Annotated in this window: 22 protein-coding genes; 13 read left to right on the top strand and 9 right to left on the bottom strand. The window is 71.2% G+C overall.

All coding sequences use genetic code 11. From position 1 onward, the window contains the following. Positions 1-692: 692 nt before the first annotated feature. A complete protein-coding gene (locus tag IE317_RS20255) occupies positions 693-1,859 on the bottom strand; it encodes a pyridoxal phosphate-dependent aminotransferase (RefSeq protein ID WP_191312340.1) in 1,167 nt (388 codons plus the stop codon). 29 nt (positions 1,860-1,888) lie between these two features. Here IE317_RS20255 and IE317_RS20250 point away from each other — a divergent pair, with 29 nt between their 5' ends. Further along, complete coding sequence (locus IE317_RS20250) at positions 1,889-3,187, top strand: DUF445 domain-containing protein (protein ID WP_191312338.1); 1,299 nt, start codon at positions 1,889-1,891, stop codon at positions 3,185-3,187. Between the two features lie 212 nt (positions 3,188-3,399). Here the strand turns inward: IE317_RS20250 and IE317_RS20245 are convergent, their stop codons facing one another. Further along, complete coding sequence (locus IE317_RS20245) at positions 3,400-3,870, bottom strand: CGNR zinc finger domain-containing protein (RefSeq protein ID WP_191312336.1); 471 nt, start codon at positions 3,868-3,870, stop codon at positions 3,400-3,402. An 83-nt stretch (positions 3,871-3,953) separates the two neighbouring features. Here IE317_RS20245 and IE317_RS20240 point away from each other — a divergent pair, with 83 nt between their 5' ends. The 3 genes from IE317_RS20240 to IE317_RS20230 are packed head-to-tail and all read left to right on the top strand — an operon-like array spanning position 3,954 to position 5,329. After that, the gene (locus tag IE317_RS20240; protein WP_191312334.1) at positions 3,954-4,322 is read left to right on the top strand and encodes a VOC family protein; all 369 of its coding nucleotides are present in this window, start codon (positions 3,954-3,956) and stop codon (positions 4,320-4,322) included. 7 nt (positions 4,323-4,329) lie between these two features. Continuing rightward, positions 4,330-4,716, top strand: a complete 387-nt coding sequence (locus tag IE317_RS20235; RefSeq protein WP_191312332.1) for a TFIIB-type zinc ribbon-containing protein — start codon at positions 4,330-4,332, stop codon at positions 4,714-4,716. Position 4,717: 1 nt separating this feature from the next. Beyond that, positions 4,718-5,329 (top strand): nucleoside kinase, encoded by a 612-nt coding sequence (locus IE317_RS20230; protein ID WP_191312331.1) that lies wholly within the window; start codon positions 4,718-4,720, stop codon positions 5,327-5,329. On the opposite strand, the gene IE317_RS20225 is transcribed toward IE317_RS20230, so the two are convergent. Then, positions 5,326-6,471 carry a methyltransferase domain-containing protein gene (locus tag IE317_RS20225; protein WP_191312329.1) on the bottom strand — a complete coding sequence of 382 codons (1,146 nt, stop codon included), beginning with the start codon at positions 6,469-6,471 and terminating at the stop codon, positions 5,326-5,328. The two genes, IE317_RS20230 and IE317_RS20225, sit on opposite strands and share 4 nt — an antisense overlap. Before the next feature lie 144 nt (positions 6,472-6,615). Here IE317_RS20225 and IE317_RS20220 point away from each other — a divergent pair, with 144 nt between their 5' ends. The 6 genes from IE317_RS20220 (at position 6,616) to IE317_RS20195 (ending at position 11,095) form a co-directional block, all read left to right on the top strand. After that, positions 6,616-7,026: a helix-turn-helix domain-containing protein gene (locus IE317_RS20220; protein WP_191312562.1), complete on the top strand. Its 411-nt coding sequence runs from the start codon at positions 6,616-6,618 to the stop codon at positions 7,024-7,026. After that, the gene (locus IE317_RS20215) at positions 7,023-7,712 is read left to right on the top strand and encodes a hypothetical protein (protein WP_191312327.1); all 690 of its coding nucleotides are present in this window, start codon (positions 7,023-7,025) and stop codon (positions 7,710-7,712) included. The genes IE317_RS20220 and IE317_RS20215 overlap by 4 nt, the downstream gene beginning before the upstream one ends. Positions 7,713-7,796: 84 nt before the next feature. Beyond that, positions 7,797-8,090: a DUF2516 family protein gene (locus tag IE317_RS20210; protein WP_013222364.1), complete on the top strand. Its 294-nt coding sequence runs from the start codon at positions 7,797-7,799 to the stop codon at positions 8,088-8,090. Positions 8,091-8,103: 13 nt separating this feature from the next. Next, positions 8,104-8,646, top strand: a complete 543-nt coding sequence (locus tag IE317_RS20205; protein WP_191312325.1) for a YbaK/EbsC family protein — start codon at positions 8,104-8,106, stop codon at positions 8,644-8,646. After that, positions 8,643-9,650 (top strand): ornithine cyclodeaminase family protein, encoded by a 1,008-nt coding sequence (locus tag IE317_RS20200; RefSeq protein WP_191312323.1) that lies wholly within the window; start codon positions 8,643-8,645, stop codon positions 9,648-9,650. Before IE317_RS20205 ends, IE317_RS20200 begins: the two co-directional genes overlap by 4 nt. Then, entirely contained in the window at positions 9,647-11,095 is a 1,449-nt protein-coding gene (locus IE317_RS20195; protein WP_191312322.1) for an aromatic amino acid lyase, read from the top strand. The genes IE317_RS20200 and IE317_RS20195 overlap by 4 nt, the downstream gene beginning before the upstream one ends. Before the next feature lie 220 nt (positions 11,096-11,315). Here IE317_RS20195 and IE317_RS20190 read toward each other — a convergent pair whose 3' ends face one another. Further along, a complete protein-coding gene (locus IE317_RS20190; protein ID WP_191312319.1) occupies positions 11,316-12,254 on the bottom strand; it encodes a GNAT family N-acetyltransferase in 939 nt (312 codons plus the stop codon). A gap of 60 nt (positions 12,255-12,314) precedes the next feature. Here IE317_RS20190 and IE317_RS20185 point away from each other — a divergent pair, with 60 nt between their 5' ends. Then, on the top strand, positions 12,315-12,878 hold the full coding sequence (locus IE317_RS20185; protein WP_191312317.1) for a cadmium resistance transporter: 564 nt from the start codon (positions 12,315-12,317) through the stop codon (positions 12,876-12,878). A gap of 368 nt (positions 12,879-13,246) precedes the next feature. Continuing rightward, on the top strand, positions 13,247-13,936 hold the full coding sequence (locus tag IE317_RS20180; RefSeq protein ID WP_191312315.1) for a M15 family metallopeptidase: 690 nt from the start codon (positions 13,247-13,249) through the stop codon (positions 13,934-13,936). An 82-nt stretch (positions 13,937-14,018) separates the two neighbouring features. On the opposite strand, the gene IE317_RS20175 is transcribed toward IE317_RS20180, so the two are convergent. Together IE317_RS20175 and IE317_RS20170 are read right to left on the bottom strand one after the other, a co-directional pair. Then, entirely contained in the window at positions 14,019-14,729 is a 711-nt protein-coding gene (locus IE317_RS20175) for an ABC transporter permease (protein WP_191312313.1), read from the bottom strand. Further along, positions 14,726-15,415 (bottom strand): ABC transporter permease, encoded by a 690-nt coding sequence (locus IE317_RS20170; protein WP_191312311.1) that lies wholly within the window; start codon positions 15,413-15,415, stop codon positions 14,726-14,728. The genes IE317_RS20175 and IE317_RS20170 overlap by 4 nt, the downstream gene beginning before the upstream one ends. Positions 15,416-15,553: 138 nt before the next feature. On the opposite strand from IE317_RS20170, the gene IE317_RS20165 reads away from it, so the two are divergent. Further along, positions 15,554-16,474 carry an ABC transporter substrate-binding protein gene (locus IE317_RS20165; protein WP_191312309.1) on the top strand — a complete coding sequence of 307 codons (921 nt, stop codon included), beginning with the start codon at positions 15,554-15,556 and terminating at the stop codon, positions 16,472-16,474. A gap of 1 nt (position 16,475) precedes the next feature. Here the strand turns inward: IE317_RS20165 and IE317_RS20160 are convergent, their stop codons facing one another. The 3 genes from IE317_RS20160 to IE317_RS20150 all read right to left on the bottom strand — a co-directional run. Beyond that, positions 16,476-17,255, bottom strand: coding sequence for a class I SAM-dependent methyltransferase (locus IE317_RS20160; protein WP_191312308.1), 780 nt, complete (start codon positions 17,253-17,255; stop codon positions 16,476-16,478). A 29-nt stretch (positions 17,256-17,284) separates the two neighbouring features. Continuing rightward, positions 17,285-17,755, bottom strand: coding sequence for a MarR family transcriptional regulator (locus IE317_RS20155; protein WP_191312305.1), 471 nt, complete (start codon positions 17,753-17,755; stop codon positions 17,285-17,287). A gap of 10 nt (positions 17,756-17,765) precedes the next feature. Further along, the coding region (locus IE317_RS20150; RefSeq protein WP_191312303.1) for a HEAT repeat domain-containing protein at positions 17,766-18,030 on the bottom strand (265 nt) is incomplete at its 5' end.

Genomic DNA, 18,030 nt, shown 5'->3' with positions numbered 1-18,030 from the left:
GCCTGTTCTTGCTGGGGTCTTTCTCCGGCCAGGTCGCAGTTCCCCCGGGGCTGCACTCGTTCTAGCACCGCTCGGAGTCTTTCATCTCTCCCGCGTTCGATCCAGCCCGTAGGCCCGAGCGGCCCGGCCGGGCAACGCAACTGCGGCCGACGAGTTGATCACTCTCAGTGCCGTTCGGGTGCTTTCTTACGGCCATTCGGACGAGTTCTGCAACTTGCACGCTTGGGCGTTGACCTGATGTTTCCGTGTCGCTGAACGCGCTTTGTGTCGAGTCGGTTCCGCTCGGTGCGCGCGCTGCGGTTTCGGCCACACGACCGGAATTCGACCCGGGAGGTGGGACAGGCACTGGGCCGAATGGGTTCCGGCGCGGCTTCGCTTGCCCGGCACCGAAACTGTGCTCCGCGAGCGGGTCCGGGATCCGGCTGCGGTCCGTGATCACGAAGTCCTCGGCTCGGCGGCTCCCGGCGCGGCCGGCACGCCGGACGGTCGCCAGGCGGAGCCCGTCCCGCCGACCCGCCCATGACCACCGATGCCGTCGCGGGAGCAGCGGTCGTCATTGCGGAGAGTGACGACCGGAAGCGGCAAGTGGCGGACGCGCGGCCCGGGCCGTTCGGGCTCCGGCGCGCCGGCCGCACCGGGGCGGCACCCGGTACGGCGCCGGGAACGGCGTCTACTCAGCCGGATCGCGGTGATCAGACCAGTTTGCGCAATCGGGTGATGGCTTCGTCGATGACCTCGTTGCGCTTGCAGAACGCGAAACGCAGCAGGTGTTTCCACTCGTCCGGGTGATCGGTGAAGACCTTCACCGGCACCGCGGCCACCCCGACCCGGCCGGGCAGTTCCCAGGCCAGCTCGGCGGCGTCGGTGAAGCCGAGCGGCCGCACGTCGACGCAGACGAAATAGGTCCCCGCCGTCGGCCGGACGGTGAACCCGGCGTCCGCGAGCCCGGCCGAAAGCCGGTCGCGCTTCTCCTGCAGCGACTCGCGCAAGCCGTCGACCCAGGCCAGCTCGTGGTCGAGCGCGTGGGCGACGGCCGGCTGCAGCGGTCCGCCCGACACGAAGGTGATGAACTGCTTCGCCGCCTTCACCGCCGCGACGAGCTCCGGTGTCGAGCAGACCCAGCCGATCTTCCAGCCGGTGCAGTTGAACGTCTTGCCGGCACTGGAGATGCTCACCGTCCGCGGCCGCATGCCGGGCAGCGTCACCAGCGGGATGTGCTCCGCGTCGTCGAAGACCAGGTGCTCGTAGACCTCGTCGCAGACGGCGATGAGGTCGCGTTCGACGCACAGCGCCGCGAGCGCTTCCAGCTCGGCGCGGGTGAACACGGTCCCGGTCGGGTTGTGCGGTGAGTTCACCAGGATCGCCCGGGTCCGCGGCGTGACGGCGGCGCGCAGGCCGTCGACGTCGAGGCCGAACCGGCCGTCCGGGCCCTCGACCAGGCTGACGACCCGGCGCTCGGCCCCCGCCATCGCGACGGCGGCGGCGTAGGAGTCGTAGTAGGGCTCGATGACGATCACCTCGTCACCGGGCTCGGTCAGGGCCAGCAACGCCGCCGTGATCGCCTCGGTGGCGCCCGCGGTGACCAGGATCTCGGTGTCCGGGTCGTACTCGGTGCCGTACCGCCGCCGGTGCCGCGCGATGGCGGCCCGCAGCTCGGGCCGTCCGGGCCCCGGCGGGTACTGGTTGGCCCCGCCGAACAGGGCGTTCTTCGCCGCTTCGAGCATGCCGGCCGGGCCGTCGGTGTCCGGGAAGCCCTGGCCGAGGTTGACGGCGTCGTGCCGGACGGCCAGCGCCGTCATCTCGGCGAAGACGGTCGAGGTGAAGGGCCGGAGCCGGGGGACGAGAGCAGGTTCGCGCACGATCAGCCATCCTCACGGACAATGGTGAGGTGGAGCAACTGACCCCCGCGAAGGTGACGCCCGCCGACCCACCGGGCGGCGCGGCCGGTGAAGAGGAAAAGCGGCGCGCGCTGCGCAAGATGAAGCTCGTCGCGCTGTCGTTCCTGCTCGGCGCCACGCTCGTGTTCCTGCTGGCCAGCTGGGCGCAGGCGAGCGGCTGGCCGGGCTGGGTCGGGTACGTGCGCGCCGCGGCCGAGGCCGGCATGGTCGGCGCGCTGGCCGACTGGTTCGCCGTCACGGCCCTGTTCCGGCACCCGCTGGGGCTGAAGATCCCCCACACGGCGATCATCCCGAACAAGAAGGACGCGCTGGGCAACAGCCTCGGCGACTTCGTCGGCTCGAACTTCCTGTCCGAGGAGGTCGTGCGCGACAAGCTCAAGCGCGTCGAGATCGCGCGGCGGCTCGGCGCGTGGCTCGCGGAGCCGGACAACGCCGAGCGCGTGACGTCGGAGCTGGCCACGGTGGTGAGGGCGGCCGTGAAGGTGCTCCGCGACGAGGACGTCCAGGCGATCATGGAGCAGGCCGTCGCCCGCCGGATCATCGACAAGCCGTGGGGCCCGCCGCTGGGCAAGATCCTGCAGGGCGTGTTCGCCGACGGCGCGCACCACAAGCTCGTGGACCTGATGTGCGACCGCGGCTACGAGTGGGTCCGCGACAACCACACGACGATGCTGCGCGTGGTGTCCGACCGGGCGCCGAGCTGGTCGCCGAAGTTCGTCGACGAGATGCTCGCGGACAAGGTCTACGGCGAGGTGCTGTCCTTCGCGTGGGCGGTCAAGACCGACGTCAACCACCCGATGCGGCTGGCGCTGGACAAGTTCCTCGGCGAATTCGCCCAGGACCTGCAGACCAACCCCGACGTGATGGCCCGCGCCGAGCAGGTGAAGGGCCAGCTCGTGCACCATGAGGAGGTGCAGCGGCTGATCGGCTCGGCGTGGAGCACGGCGAAGGAGATGCTGCTGACCGCGGCCGAAGACCCGTCCAGCGAGCTGCGCCGGCGCGTCCGCCTCGGGCTCACCTCGCTCGGGCAGCGGCTGATCGACGACGACCAGCTGCGGTCGAAGGCCGACGGCTGGGTCGAGGGGGCCGCGGCGTACCTCGTGAAGAACTACTCACGGGAGATCACCACGATCATCACCGACACGGTCGAGCGATGGGACGCCGAGGAGACTTCGCGCAAGATCGAGCTCCAGGTGGGCCGTGACCTGCAGTTCATCCGGATCAACGGCACGGTGGTGGGCGCGCTCGCCGGGCTGGTCATCTACGCCGTCGCGGAGCTGCTGTTCTGACGGCCGGGATCTATACCACACCTGGAGGAGCTTCAAACCAGTTGTCCACAGGAAGCTGAGTTATCCCCGGGGTTATCCACAGGTTTTCACGGTGATGGCCTAACGGCTGTCCACAACGTGTGGGGGCAGCGCGGTCCGAGGCGTGGATATGTGGTGCTTCGTCCCCCAGTTGTCCACAACCGTTCGAGTGTCCGCCGCTCGGATGAGGGCCGTCAGCCCGCCGCAGCGCGGGCGCGCCAGCCCCGCGCCTTCTCGCGGTTGCCGCAGACGCGCATCGAGCACCACGTGCGCGAACGGTTGCGCGACTCGTCGTAGAACGCCCACAGGCAGGTGTCGGCGGGGCAGATCTTCAGCCGGATCCAGTCGCCGCGCACGACCAGCCGCGCGCAGGCGGCGAACACCGCGCCGACGACGTCGTCCGCGACGAGCGCCGGACCGTCGGCGGTGAGGGAGATCCGGGTGCCGACGCTGACCGTGCCGTCGCTGCCGGGCGGCAGCCGCGGGTCGCCGATCGCCGCGCGCAGGGCGTCCCGCGCCGCCCTCGCTTCGGCCACGGGATTGGCCGTCAAGGCGTGCGCGGCCGCCCACTCGCGCCACTGCCCGGCATCTTCGAGCAGGTCAGTGCCCTCTTCGACGTTGACCGTGTTGAGGAACTCCACCACCAGGGAGGCGTCGGTGTGCACTTACCGAGTGTACGGCGGTTGCCTTCGGGGGTACTAACCCACATAATCGCTTCACTGGTTACTCACGATCGAAGGGAGCGACGATGAGTGCGGTACCGACCCTGGGTGTGGTGGCCCTCGACTGCCCCGACCCGGCGGCGCTGGCCGAGTTCTACCGAGCGGTGCTGGAGTGGGGCGAGCCCGAAGTGGTCGCGGACGGGCACTGGGCGACCTTGCGCAATCCCGAGGGCGGCGCGGGCATCGCGTTCCAGCGGGTACCCGACTACCGGCCGCCGGCCTGGCCGTCCGCGGAGAACCCGCAGCAGTTGCACCTGGACCTGAACGTCACGGACCTGGAGGCGGCGCACGAGCGCGTGCTGGGGCTCGGCGCGAAGCTGCTCGACGACCAGCCCAAGACGTTCCGCGTCTACGCCGATCCGGTCGGGCACCCGTTCTGCCTGTGCGCCTGCTGACCGGTTTTTGCGTAGGCTTCGCGGTGTGATTTGTCCGAAGTGTCAGAACCAGATGCGGACCGTCGACAAGAACGGCATCCACATCGACCAGTGCGACGGCTGCCGCGGGATCTTCCTGGACCGCGGTGAGCTCGAGGCCATCGTCGGTGCGGAGAGCTCGTACTACGGCCAGCAGCAGCAGCCGCCGCCCTACCAGGCCGGTCCGGCGCCGACCGCGCACTACGGCCGCCCGGACTCGCCGCGTCCCTACCGCGGCGGCTACCCGGACTCGCCCAAGGCGTACCGCGGTGGTTACGCGGACTCGCCGCGGCCGCACCGCGGGTACTCGGATTCGCCGCGGCCGTACGGGCACGGGCACCGCAAGCGCAGCTTCCTCGAGAACCTGTTCGACTGAGATGGGGCTCGACCTGCGGATCTGCCCCGCCTGCGGCGATTTGGGCGAGCGCCCGATCGTCGCGGGCGCGGTCCTCACGTGCCGCCGGTGCGGGCACGAGTGGCCGTTCCGGAAGCTGCCGCTGTTCGCGGTGACCGGTCCGAGCGGAGCCGGGAAGTCGACGGTCGGGCCACTGCTGGCCGACCGGTTCGGTGGCGACGTCGTCGTGCTGGACCAGGACATCCTGTGGATCGGCGCCCTGCGCGACGAGGTCGGTGCGTTCCGCTCGGTGTGGCTGCGGATGGCGGCGATGCTGCACCAGAACGGCCGCCCGGTCGTTCTGTGCGGCACGGTGGCGCCGCCGGAGTTCGAGCCGCTGCCGGAGCGCGCGTTCTTCAGTGAGATCCACTACCTGGCGCTGGTCGGCTCGCCGGAGTCGTTGCGCGCGCGCCTGCGGGCCCGCCCGGCGTGGCGGGAGTGGGACGAGCCGCGGATCGAAGAGATGCTGGAATTCAACGACTGGCTCCAGAAGTCCGCCGACGAACTGGGCGTGCACGTTTTCGACACGACGGAGGTCGCGCGGGAGGCGACGGCCGACCACGTGGAGCAGTGGGTCCGCGCGCGGCTGCCTTAAGACAACGGCCAGGTGCGGCCGTCGGGGGAATCGAGCCAGAACTCCTGGCGGTCGCCGGTCACCGTCACCCCGAACCGGTCGCGGTCGGGTTTGCCCAGCTCGCACCACTCGACGAAGGCGGACTCGGCGAGCTCCCACAGCGCTCGCGGGCCGCCCTGGGCGACCTCGTCCGCGCCGCCGCGCTTGCGGTGGCGGACCCACGAACCGTCCGGGTGGACCAGCGCGACGCCCGCCCCTTCGTCGTCGCGTTCGCGCACCGGGCGGACGCCGGGCAACGCCAGACCCGCGAAGAACTCGAAGTGCTCACGGGGCTGGAGCACGGTCGACATCGGCAGCCGCGTCTGCTCCCAGTCGCCGCGCGACGGCATCGGCAGCGGACCCGTCTCCGGCAGCCGGTGCGCGCGCAGCGGCATGAACCGGCCGTCGCGCGCGAGGACGCGGCCCTGCGCGGTGCCCTCCCCGCCGGCGACGAGCCGGACCAGCCCGGCGCCGATCGGCCGGTTCAGCGTCGTCACGATCAGCCCGCCCGGCGCCGTCTGCGCCAGCCAGGGGAGCGGGATCTCCGACACCGAAGCCGTGCACAGCACCCGGTCGAAGAGCGTGCCGGCCGGGAAGCCGAGCGCGCCGTCGCCCACCGCGCACGCGGGTCGGTACCCGGCGGCGGCCAGCCGTTCGCGCGCGGCCGCGACGAGCGCCGGGTCGATGTCCACAGTGGACACGCGGGCGGCCCCGCAGCGATGGCTCAGCAGGGCGGCGTTGTAGCCGGTGCCGGTGCCGATCTCGAGCACGCACTGCCCGTCGCGCACCCGCAGCTCCTCGAGCATGATCGCCATGATCGAAGGCATGCTCGACGAGCTCGTCGGCGTGCCCGCCAGTGGACCGGTGCGCCGGGCGAGCTCCCAGCGGCCCGGGTCGTCGTCGAGCTGCGTGACCAGCACGTCCCGCGAGTAGACGGTCTCCAGCCAGCCGGGGTCGCCGCGCTCGACCGCCGCCCACAGCCCGCCCGCCGGCACGAAGAACCGCGGCAGGAAGACGTGGCGGGGGACGGCGCGGAAGGCGGCGATCCACTCCGGCGCGTGCAGGACGTCCTCGTCGAGGAGGTGCTCGACGAGGCGCCGCCGCAGCCGGGCCGAGCGCGTCATGGGACCACGGTAGCGGTGCGCGTCACACCCGATGGTTGCAAGCAGAGTGCTTGCAATAGCTAGCACTCGCGCGTACCGTCGAAAGTGTCGCGAGGAGGTGACCGGATGACGGAGACCGGTGGGACGTCAGGATCCGGCAGTCCCATGGAAAAGGTCGCGGACATCGCTTCCGACATCGGCGAGTACATCCGCCAGCAGCGCAACACCGCGAAGATCTCGTTGCGCCAGCTGTCGAAGCTCGCCGGCGTGTCCAACCCGTACCTGAGCCAGATCGAGCGCGGGGTGCGCAAGCCCAGCGCGGAGATCCTGCAGCAGATCGCGAAGGGCCTGCGCATTTCGGCGGAAGCGCTGTACGTGCAGGCCGGGATCCTCGACCTGCCGACGGGCGGGCCGGTGGGCGACGCGATCCGCGCCGACGCCGAGCTGACCGAACGGCAGAAACAGGTCCTGCTCGACGTCTACGAGTCCTTCCGCCGGGAGAACGCCGCGGCACGGCCGGCCGCCACTCCCGCCACCGACAGCACACCAGCCGCGAAACCCGAGGAGTCAGCATGACCACCCCCAAGACCGAAGACGTCAAGAAGGCCGTCACCACCGCCCTCGACCAGGTCCGCACCCCGCTGCTCGCCGCGCTCGGCGCCGGCAACCTGGCCACCCACGCCGTCACCGACGCCGTGGCGAAGGCCAAGGAGAACGTGACCAAGAGCGGCGAGGTCGCCCGCAAGAACCTGCAGGAGCTGCCGACCGACGTCGAGAGCCTCCGCGAGAAGCTGGACCCGGCCGAGCTGCGCAAGGTCATCGACGAGTACACCGAGGCCGCGCTCAAGCTGTACAACAAGCTGGCCGAGTCGGGCGAGCAGGCGTGGGACAAGATCGCCGCGCAGCCGCAGGTCAAGAAGGCCATCGAGCAGCTCGAAGAGGCCCTCACCACCGCGCAGGGCCAGGCCGAGGTCGTCAGCACCGAGGTCCGCGAGCGCGTCGACGGTGTGCTGGCCAAGGTGACCAAGCGCACCCGCTCGGCCGGCGAGAAGACCGCCCGCAAGGTGACCGAGGCCGCCGGCGAGACTGCCGACGCCATCGAGGAGCTGGGTGACGACGTCGCCCACGAGACCCGCTCGGCGAGCCGCCGCGTCGCGAACAAGACGGCCCCGAAGACGGCCGCCCCGGCCCGCCGCACGACCACGTCGGGCACCACCGGCGCCGCCGCGAAGAAGCCGGCCGCGCCGAAGACCGACAAGTAAAAACGCCGTGAACACCCGGCCCCGCCATCGGCTGCCCGACGGCGGGGCCGGGGTCGTTCGGGTGGTTTGCCGTAAGCTGTCGCTGTGCTAGTCGCCATCTGGATCCTCAATGTCATCCACTGGGGCAGCGCGCTGGTCGGGCTCTTCGCCTTCGTGCACGCGCTGCTCCAGCGCGCCGACGCCTATTCCGCGGCCGACCGCAAGACCAAGCCCATCTGGATGCTGATCACCGGCGGCGCGACGCTCGCCATGGTGCTGTTCCCCGTGATGGGCCCGGGAATGATCTTCTACGTGCCCGCCATGGCCGCGGCCCTGGTCTACATCGTGGACGTCCGCCCGAAGCTGATCGAGGTCCAGCGCGGCGGCTCCAGCTGGTAGTTACTCTGGCGGGGTGACCTGGACCATCGCCGGGAGCCTCGCCGTCGTTCCCGCCCCCACGCGTACTGATCTGCTCGCCGAGCCCGTGGCCAAGGCGCTGGCCGCCCTTGCCGACCCGGATGCCGTCGGCGTCGCGGAGATCGACCCGTCGCTCGCCGACACCGCGGCCTTCTGCGAGGCCTACGGCTCGCCGCTCGAGGCGTCCGCGAACTGCGTCGTCGTCGCCGGCAAGCGCGCGGGCGAAGTCCGCTTCGCGGCCGCGCTCGTGCTCGCGACCACCCGCGCCGACGTCAACGGCGTCATCAAGCGCCGCCTCGACGTCCGCAAGGCGTCGTTCGCGCCGATGGACGAAGCCGTCTCGTTGACCGGGATGGAGTACGGCGGCATCACGCCGGTCGGCCTGCCCGCCGAATGGCCCATCCTGCTCGACCGCCGCGTCGCCGAGGCGCCCGAGCTCGTCATCGGCAGCGGGATCCGCGGCAGCAAGCTGCTGATCTCCGGCGCCGCGCTGGCCGCCCTGCCCGGCGCGGAGGTCATCGAGGACCTCGCCCGGTGACGTCCGTCTGGCTCCGGTACCTGACCGGTGCCGACATCGACGCGCTCGGCGTCACGGACGCGGACATTGTCGGCGCGGTCGAGGACGTGCTCGCCGACCACGGCCGCGGCCAGGTCGTCTTCGAGCCGCGGACGCACCTCGTGCCGGACAACGGAGGCAAGGGCCACTTCAACATCCTCCGCGGCCACCTGTCCGCGAAGCAGGTCAGCGGTGTGAAGGTGGTCGGTGACTTCGTCGGCAACTTCGAACGGGGCCTCCCTTCGGAAATGGCGTTGATCCTGTTGCTCGACCCGGACACCGGCATGCCGCGGGCCATCGTCGACGGCACGATGATCACCGAGGCCCGCACCGGCGCGATGACCGCCGTCGGCGCGAAGTACCTGGCCCGCCCGGACGCCCGGGTGCTCGGGCACATCGGCGCCCGCGGTACCGCCTGGTGGAACGTCGTGCTGCTGGACTCCTTGTTCGACTTCGCCGAGATCCGCGTGACGAGCAAGCGCCCGGAATCACGGGAGGACTTCGGCCGCCGGCTGTCCGAGCGGCTCGGCAAGGACGTCCGCGTCTGCGCCACGGCCGAGGAGACCCTGGACGGCGCGGACATCCAGGTCGAGGCCTCCCGGCTGGTCGAGCCCGAGGCGCTGGTGCGCCGCGAGTTCCTCCGGCCGGGCACGTTCCTGGTGCCCTACGGCACGATCAGCGCGCTCGAGCTCACGCTGCTCGACGACGTCGACAAGGTCGTCGTCGACGACTGGCGCGAATCGCGGTCCGGCAACCCGCGGTTCGGCGCCCTGCGCCCGCAGCTCGACGCCGGTCTCCTCACCGAGGACAACGTCCACGCCGAGATCGGCGACATCGTGGCCGGGAAGAAGCCAGGCCGCGAGCACGACGCCGAACGAATCCTGTTCTGGCACCGCGGACTGTCCACAACGGACGTTGCGGTGGCGAACATGATCCTCGCCCGTGCCGAGGCTTCCGGCGTCGGCACCATGCTGCCCTACCGATGATCGTCTCCGACAGCGAGTTCGCTGACAGTGAACGGTTGGTTCTGGACAAACCGCTGGTAGAAGCCCTGACGCGGCGCCGGGAAGAGGTCTTGGCGGCCCTTGCGGAGCCGGGCAATCCGGTCTACGGCGTCACCACGGGGATGGGCCGGCTCGCGGGTGTGGCGCTGGATTCCCGGCAGCAGGCCGAGCACCAGCGGAACCTGCTGATCGGCCGGGCCGTCGGCGGGCCGCCGTGGCTGCCGCCCGAAGACGTCCGCGCGCTGCTCGTCGTCCGGCTGCGCGACTTCCTGCGGCCGTGGTCGGGGGTGAGCCCCGAGCTGGTGCAGTTCCTGGTGGACCGCTTGAACGACGGCTTCACGCCCGCTGTCCCGCGCTCCGGGCTCGGCAGTTCCGGCGAGATCATCGCGCTCTCCCACGCGTTTCAGACGTTCCTCGGCATCGGCACGGTCCTCGAGGACGGCGTGGAAGTGCCGGCCGCTTCGGCGCTCGCTGCGCGGGGTGCCACGCCTTACGTCCTCGGGCCGAAAGAGGGCGCTTCGCTGCTTCAGGGTTCTCCGCTGGCGGTGATGCACGCTGCGCGGGGCTGGACCGAGGCCCAGCAGCTCATCGACCTGCAGACCCTCACCGCGGCGATGGCGATCGACGTGCTCGGCGCGCCGCGCGCGGTGTTTTCCCCGGTCATGGCGGGCGGCGACGACCACCTGCGGACGGTGCTCCACGAGCTGGCCGGGCTCGTGGGCAGCGGCCCGGTGCGGCCCGGCGTGGTGCAGGCCCCGCTTTCGGTGCGGGTCGCGCCGCGGGCGCTGGCGCACGCGTCCCGTGTCAACGGCGACCTGCACGAGACCCGGCGGCGCTGGGAGACGATGCCGGGCGATTCGCCATCCTTCGTCGACGGTTCGTTCGTCCCGGGGACCGCGTACCACGCGGTGGACCTGGGGTTGCGGATGGACGCGGTGACGGCCGCGCTGGTGCATCTGGGTGAGATTTCGGTGCAGCGGACGCACCGGTTGCTGGACGAGCGGTTCAGCGGGTTGCCGCCGCAGCTCACGGCCGATCCGGGGCCGCGGGCGGGTTTGGTTCCGCTGCACAAGCGAGCGGCGGGCGAACTCCACGCCCTGCGCCGGCTCGCGACCCCGGCCACCCTCGGTTCGATCGACACCTCGGCCGGCCAGGAGGACGTGCAAGCGTTTGCGCCGGCAGCGGGCGAGCAACTGCGCGCGGCGGCTTCGCACCTTTTCGCCATCACGGCGTGCGAGCTGATCACGGCTTCCCAGGCCCGGTACTTGGCCGGCGGGGACGGTGCGCCGGGGCTTCGCGCGGGTTATGAGTGGGTGCGGTCGGTCGTGCCGCCGATGGATGAGGATCGGCCGTTGGGGTCCGAAGTCGAGCGCCTGATCACGGCGTGCCGGGCGGCTTTCTTCGATGACCTGGAGACGCTTGCCTGACGGGGCTTTTCGGCGCCGTACCTGGCGGATACCGGCGGCCCGGTTCACTTCGCCGGAACCCGCCGCCCGCGGGGGCGCCCCCCGTCTCGACACTATCGCGCGGCACCGACGTTTTCGGGGCTGCGACAGGGAAATCCACGGGGTTGTCCACAAGCTTGCCCTCATGTGGATAACCGGCCCCCGGAGACCGCCGAATCGGACAGCCGGCGCGGGCGGGGCGTTACGTTGGTTGGCGAGCGCCCTCCGGGGACGCGGACCCCGGGAAAGGAGGGATACGACGACGGGTCCGCGTGAAGGTGAGGGTGCGGGCATACGGGCGGAAGCCCAGATCGCGATACAGAGGGAGGGCACCTGCGGACTTCGGATGATTGATCACCGGGTACACGACGGCTTCGCGAGCGCCGGCGTGGTGGGCCGCGCGCAGCGCGGCGAGGCACACCGCGCGGGCGAGCCCCGTGCGGCGGAACTCCGGCAAGGTTCCGACGGGCTCCAGCTCGCCGACGGCATTGCGCTCGTCGAGCCAGATCAGGCATTGGGCGGCGAACCGGCCGTCGGGTGCCTCGACGACCCAGTCCAGGTCGCCCCGGTACGGCCAGGCGGCCATGACGGCCCGGTAGCTCGGTTCGGTCACCCTCGACGGGTGCCAGACCGCGCGGTGCACGGCGACCCGGCGGGCCAGATCGTCCGGCCCGACCGGCCGGAGCGTGAACCCGGCGGGCACGACCGGCTCGGGCACATCCACGAGGAGGCGAGACATATACGACTGGAAAACGGAACTCTCCCGACGCGCGTAACCGCAATGCTCCAGAGCGGCGACGAGATGCTTCTCGGCGTCGAGCACGGTGACAGCGAGCTCGGCTGCGGAGGCGGTGTCTTCGAACCAGGCAAGCACCTCGGACGCGAGTCCGGGGCGCGCCGGATCCACGAGCAGCGCCAGTTCACCGGGTAGCGAAAGCCAGCCCCACGCGACGACTTCGCCATCCGCTTCCCACAGCACGGTCGGCCACTCGGCTTCCCGGCCGGCGTGCTGGAACCGCTGCCACGCGAGATCCCCGACGTGCAGCGAACTCGACTTCGACCAGATCCGCTGCGCCAGGCTCTGCATGGCTCGCAGGTCGGCCGGACCGGCGTAGCCGCGGCGCGTGACGTCGGCGAGCATGGGCAGAATCGTGCTGTGCCGCGTCGGCCTTTGCCAAGCGGTTTTACCGCGGAGGTGGGGGTGGACGTCGGACTGCTCGGGCGCGCGGCCGCGATGTTCGCGGTGACGAACGTCGACGACCTGGTGCTGCTGGCGGTGTTCTTCGGCCAGGCGGCCGGCCGCCGCGGTGCGCTCAGGGTCGTGGCGGGGCAGTTCCTCGGCTTCGCGGCGATCTTGGCGGTGTCGGTCGCGGGAGCGCTCGGGGCCGGCCTGCTGCCGGACGGCGCGGTGCGCTGGCTGGGCCTGCTGCCGGTGCTGCTGGGAATCCGCGCGGCGTGGCAGGCGTGGAGCCAGGACGATGACGAACCACCACGGGCGGCCGGCGTGCTCGGAATCGCGACGGTGTGCTTCGCCAACGGCGGCGACAACGTCGGCGTGTACGTTCCGGCGTTCGCCGCCACCGGGCCCGCGGGCCTGGTGGGGTACGTGGTGGTGTTCCTGGCGGGCGTGGCGGTGTGGTGCGCCGCGGGCCGGTTCCTGGCGACCCGGCCGGGCGTCGCGCGGGTCCTCGCACGGTGGGGCCACGTGGTCCTGCCGGTGGTGCTGATCGCGCTCGGCGTGCTGATCCTGCTCGGCGCGTTCTAGCCCGACGCGGCCGGGACCGCCCTGTCGCGGTTCGCGCGGCCTGGCTCGGCTCGACGCGGCTGGGCACGGCCCGGTCCGCTGCGGCCTGTCGCGCTCGGCTCGGCCCCGCCCGGTCTGGTGCGACCCGGCGCGGCGCGGCCCGGCGCGGCGCGGCCCATCGCGGCGCGGGGCACGGCCCGGCCTGGTGCGACCCGGGCGGCCTGGCCCGGCTCAACGCGGCCCTGGCGCGCTGCGGCCCGCTGCGGCCAGACCCGGCGCGGCCTGGCGGCGTGGTTCGCGCGGACTCCGCCGGGGCGCTCGAGGTTGAGTCGTTGTGGCGTATCCGACTTCGGCGCAGCCGAACGGCGGGGCCAACGCGTGTGGTGATCATGAAACTGAGAACCAGAGTTCTGGCCATCATCACCTTCACGCTCTCCGCGGTCTGCGCCGTAGCCGCGCCGGCGCCGGCTGCCCCGGCTCAAACCGTGGAAGTCGCCGCTCCGGTCGGGAGTGGGCTTGCGCCTTACCTCGCCGTCATCAGGCCCGTCTCCGCTGAGCGGCTCGGGAACAGCTGGCACGAGGGGTGCCCGGTCGGGCCTGACCAGCTGCGGCTGGTCACCCTGTCCTTCCTCGGCTTCGACGGCGCCGTGCACCGGGGCGAACTGGTCGTCAACGCCGATCGGGCGATCGAGGTCGCCCGTACTTTCGCCGATCTCTACTTCGGGCGGTTCCCCATCGAACGGATGGAGACCGTGGAGAAGTACAACTCCGACGACGACGCTTCGATGGCGGCGAACAACACCTCGGCGTTCAACTGCCGGGCGATCACCGGCGGCACCGCCTGGTCCAACCACTCCTACGGGCGGGCCATCGACGTCAACACCGTGCAGAACCCCTACATCTCCGGCAGCGGTGCGGTCTACCCGCCCAACGGCGCGCCCTACGCCGACCGCACCCAGCACCTGCCCGGCATGATCCACGCCGGTGACGTCGCCGAGCGGGCGTTCACCTCGCGCGGCTGGACCTGGGGTGGCTCCTGGGACACCCCGATCGACTACCAGCACTTCGAGAAGCCCTGACCGAAGCCCGACCGAGTGCACGAACCAACCTGGGGATGAGCCTCTCGTCCAGGACCGTCATCCAGCGACGGTCCTGGACGTCTCAGTCTCGGCGGGCGTTCTGCAGCGCGAGGCCGCGCGGTGTCGCCACGCGGGTGATCAACGCGAAGGCGCCGTCGCACGCCAGGGCCAGTACCACCGCTGCCAGGCCGCCCGCGAAAATTGCTCCGTAGCCCTGGGCTCCGAGCGCGAAGCCGTCCACTATGTACCGGCCCAGGCCGCCGCCGTCGTTGACGATGGCTCCGATGGCCACCGTGGCGATCAGCTGGAGGAACGCCACCCGCGCGCCCGCCAGGATCACCGGGGACGCCAGCGGGAGCTCGAGGCGCAGCATGATCTGCCACTCGCGGTAGCCCGTTCCGCGGGCCGCGTCGATCGTCTCCTGCTCCAACGTCACCACGCCCGCGTACGTGTTCGTGAACAACGGGGGCATCGCCAGCGCGACCAAGGCCAGGAGCAACGGCCAGAACGTCGTGTCCAGCTCCCAGCGGCTGGCCAGGAACCAGAACAGGATGATCAACCCGAAACTCGGGATCGCGCGGCCGATGTTCACCGCGCTGCTCGCGAGGAACGCGCCGCGGCGGTAGTGGGCCAGCCACAGGGCCGCCGGGATGGTCAGCACCGCCGCGATCGCCAGCGCCAGCAGGGAAAACCTGAGGTGCTCCAGCGTGCGGTACGGGACGCCGGCCTTGTCGGTCCAGCTCCAGCGGTTCGGGTCGGCGAGCCACGCGTTCAGCTGGTCGAGGAAGCTCATCGCGTCCGCACCTTCCGCGACCAGGGTGCCAGCACGCGCTCGCTGAGCCAGAGGACCAGATCGACCGCCACCGCCAACGCCACCGACAGGACCACACCGACGATGATCATCGTCGGGTTGGGGGTCGCCGTCTGGATGCCCGCGCGGATGAAGTAGCCCAGGCCGCCGAGGCCGAGCATCGACGTCACAGTGACCAGGCCGATCGTCGTCACCGCCGCGACCCGCAGGCCGGCGATCACCACCGGCAGGGCCAGCGGCAGCTCGATCTGCCAGAGCAGCCTGCCGCGCGTGTACCCCATGCCGACCGCGGCCTCGCGGACCTCGTTCGGCACCTGGTCGACGCCGGTGACGATGTTGCGGATCAGGATGAGCAGCGTGTACGTCGCCAGCGGGATCATCGCCGAGACGAACGTCAGCCCGAAGAACGGCACCAGGACCGCGAACGCGCCCAGGCTGGGGATCACGTACAACGCGCCCGCCGTACCGAGGATCACCGGGTACGACCAGCGGAAACGCAGGGAAAGCACGGCGAGCCCGATCGACACGACCAGGCCGATGCCGAGCGCGGCGCCGGTCAGCGAGATGTGCTCGACGAGCCGCTGGACGATGGCGTCGGCGTTGCGGTCGACCCACTTCCACTGGAAGATCGGGGGCCCGCTGTCGGCGGCCAGGGGCGTCACGTGCACGGGCCGACCCTACCCCGATCGGGCCCAAATATTCCGCGGAGTGGGAATTCTGGGTGCTTTCTCCCACGATGTGGATTCTTGTCGGAGCCCGGGGCTAGGGTCCTTGCGTCTGTTCGAGTGACGAGGGAGTGGGGATTCGTGCGCTGGTTCCGGAACGCGTCGGTGGTGGCGGTGGCCGTCGCGGCGACGCTCGGTTTGGCCGCCTGTGGCGGCAGCGACAGCGGTGACAAACCCGCTGCGCAGGGCAAGGGTGGCGCGCCGATCGTCGTCGCGTCCTTCAACTTCACCGACAGCCAGATCCTCGCCGAGATCTATGCTCAGGCGCTGGAGGCCAAGGGCTACCCGGTGACGCGGAAGCTGAACCTCGGGTCGCGGGAGCTGATCTACCCGTCGCTGAAGTCCGGTGAGCTGCAGTTCATCCCGGAGTACCAGGGTGCGGCGATCACCACGGGCTTCGGCAAGGATGCGGGCAAGACCGCGCAGGAAGAGCACGAGCAGCTGGCGAAGCTGTTCGAGCCCAGCGGTGTCGGGCTGCTGAACTTCGCGGCCGCCGAGGACAAGAACACCTACATCATCAAGTCCGACCTGGCCAAGGAAAAGGGCGTCGCGTCGATCAGCGACCTGAAGAAGCTCGACAAGGTCGTCATGGCCGGTCCGCCCGAGTGCGAGAAGCGCCTTCCGTGCTTCAAGGGCTTCACCGACGTCTACAAGCTGACCAACATCAGCTTCCAGACCATCCAGGAAGCCGGCCCGCGCGTCCAGCAGCTCAAGTCCGGGGCCGTCACGGTCATCCCGGTCGACTCGGTCAGCCCGCTGACCGGTGACCCGGCCTACACGGTGCTCAAGGACGACCTCAACATCGTGCCGACCGAGAACGTCGTGCCCGCGGTGAACAAGAAGGTCCTCGACGAGCGCGGTGCCGACTTCGCCAACGCCGTCAACGCCGTCAGCGCGAAGCTGACGACCGACGTCATGCGTGACCTCAACAAGCGCGTCGACTCCGACGGCGAACGCGCCGAAGACGTCGCGAAGGACTGGCTGGGCCAGGCCGGCCTCTGAACTACGCGGTCCCGCTGACGACCCACGCCCGGGCCGTCAGCGGGATCGAGCCGTCCGGGTTCGCCGGCAGGCGGCTGCGCAGCAGGTCGCGGATCCGGTCGCGGTGCGCCTCCGGCAGCGTGGCCAGGTACGTCGGCGCCGGGCCCTGCGCGCCGAGGAACGGCTGCCAGTAGTCGTCGAAGTCCGCGAACACCGTCGGGATCTTGATCTCGCCGACGGACACCGAGGTGAAGCCCGCGTCCGTCCACAACCGGCCCAGTGGCTCCGGGCGGCACAGCGGGAACTTGCGGCCCTCGTCCAGCTCGGCGACGGTCGCGGGGTCGAACTCCGCGGCCGCGTCCCAGAACCGGCGGATCAGCTCCATGCCCTCCGCGAGGTCCCAGAAGTAGGCCGCGGCCAGGCCGCCCGGCGCGGTCACCCGGGCGATCTCCGCCGCCGCGCGGGCCGGCTCGGGAACGAAGTTCAGCACCAGGCCCGACACGACCACGTCGAAGCGGTCATCGGGGAAGGGCAGCGAGCGCGCGTCGGCGAGGGTGAACGTCACCCGCGGATCGGTGACGCTCGCGCGAGCCGTCTCCAAGAATCCCTCGGACGGGTCGACGCCGACGACTTCCGCGGGGTCGGCCGCGGTCAGCACCGCCGAGGTCAGCGCGCCCGTGCCGCAGCCGACGTCGAGCCAGCGCCGGCTCGCCGGCACGTCGAGCTGCCGGACGAACGTCGCCGCGATCCGCCGGCTCCACCGTCCGATGTAGGCCTCGTAAGCGTCGCCTGACTGCCACATGCGCCCGAGTACAGCACAGGAACCCCTGCTCAGTCGCCTGCCAGCGCCCCGGTGGCGTCCTGTCCCGCCGACGTCGCGCGGCGCAGGAACCCGGCGATCAGCGCCAGCTCGTCCTCGCTGTAGCCCGCGCAGAGCTCGTCCATCGCCGTGTTCATCCCGGCGTAGAGCCGGAACAGCTCCCCGTTGCGGCCCCGGACCGCCCGCACGGCGACCGAGCGCCGGTCCGCTGCCTCGGGATCGCGTTCGCGGACGATCCAGCCGCCCTTCTGCAGCCGGTCGAGGATGCCGGTCATCGTCGCCGGGTGCAGCCCGGCCCGGCGGGCGACCGCGCTCGGGCTGAGCGGGCCGTGCCGGGCGATCAGCTCCAGGCACTCCAGGTCGACGTCCTTGAGCGCCAGCTGGGCGCTGACCTGGTGGTTCAGCAGCGCGAGCTGGTTGCGCAGCTCCCGCAGCGCGTCCTTCACCGCCACGGTCGACCGGCGGTGCGCTCCCGAACTCATGCCGGCGAGCCTAACCGCCGAGGGCCATCCTCGTGTACGCGCGGACGTCGGCGTCGGAGTCACCGCGCCGCGCTCGCAGCCGCGCCGCCACCGACGGCTGAGCAGCCCACTTGCCCAGCGCCTGCACCGCCGCCCGGCGGACGTTCGGGTGCTCGTCCTCCAGCGCTCCGAGCAGCGGCTCGGACGGCTCGGCCAGCGCGCCCAGCGCCGTCGCGGCCCCGCGGCGGACCTGCCAGGCCGGGTCCGCCAGCGACGCGAAGGCCAGCCGCGCCAGG

This window comes from Amycolatopsis bullii (assembly GCF_014654205.1).
In the GTDB taxonomy this organism is placed as follows: domain Bacteria; phylum Actinomycetota; class Actinomycetes; order Mycobacteriales; family Pseudonocardiaceae; genus Amycolatopsis; species Amycolatopsis plumensis.
Note: the sequence above shows the minus strand (reverse complement) of the source record. Positions and strands in the feature narration are given on the sequence as shown.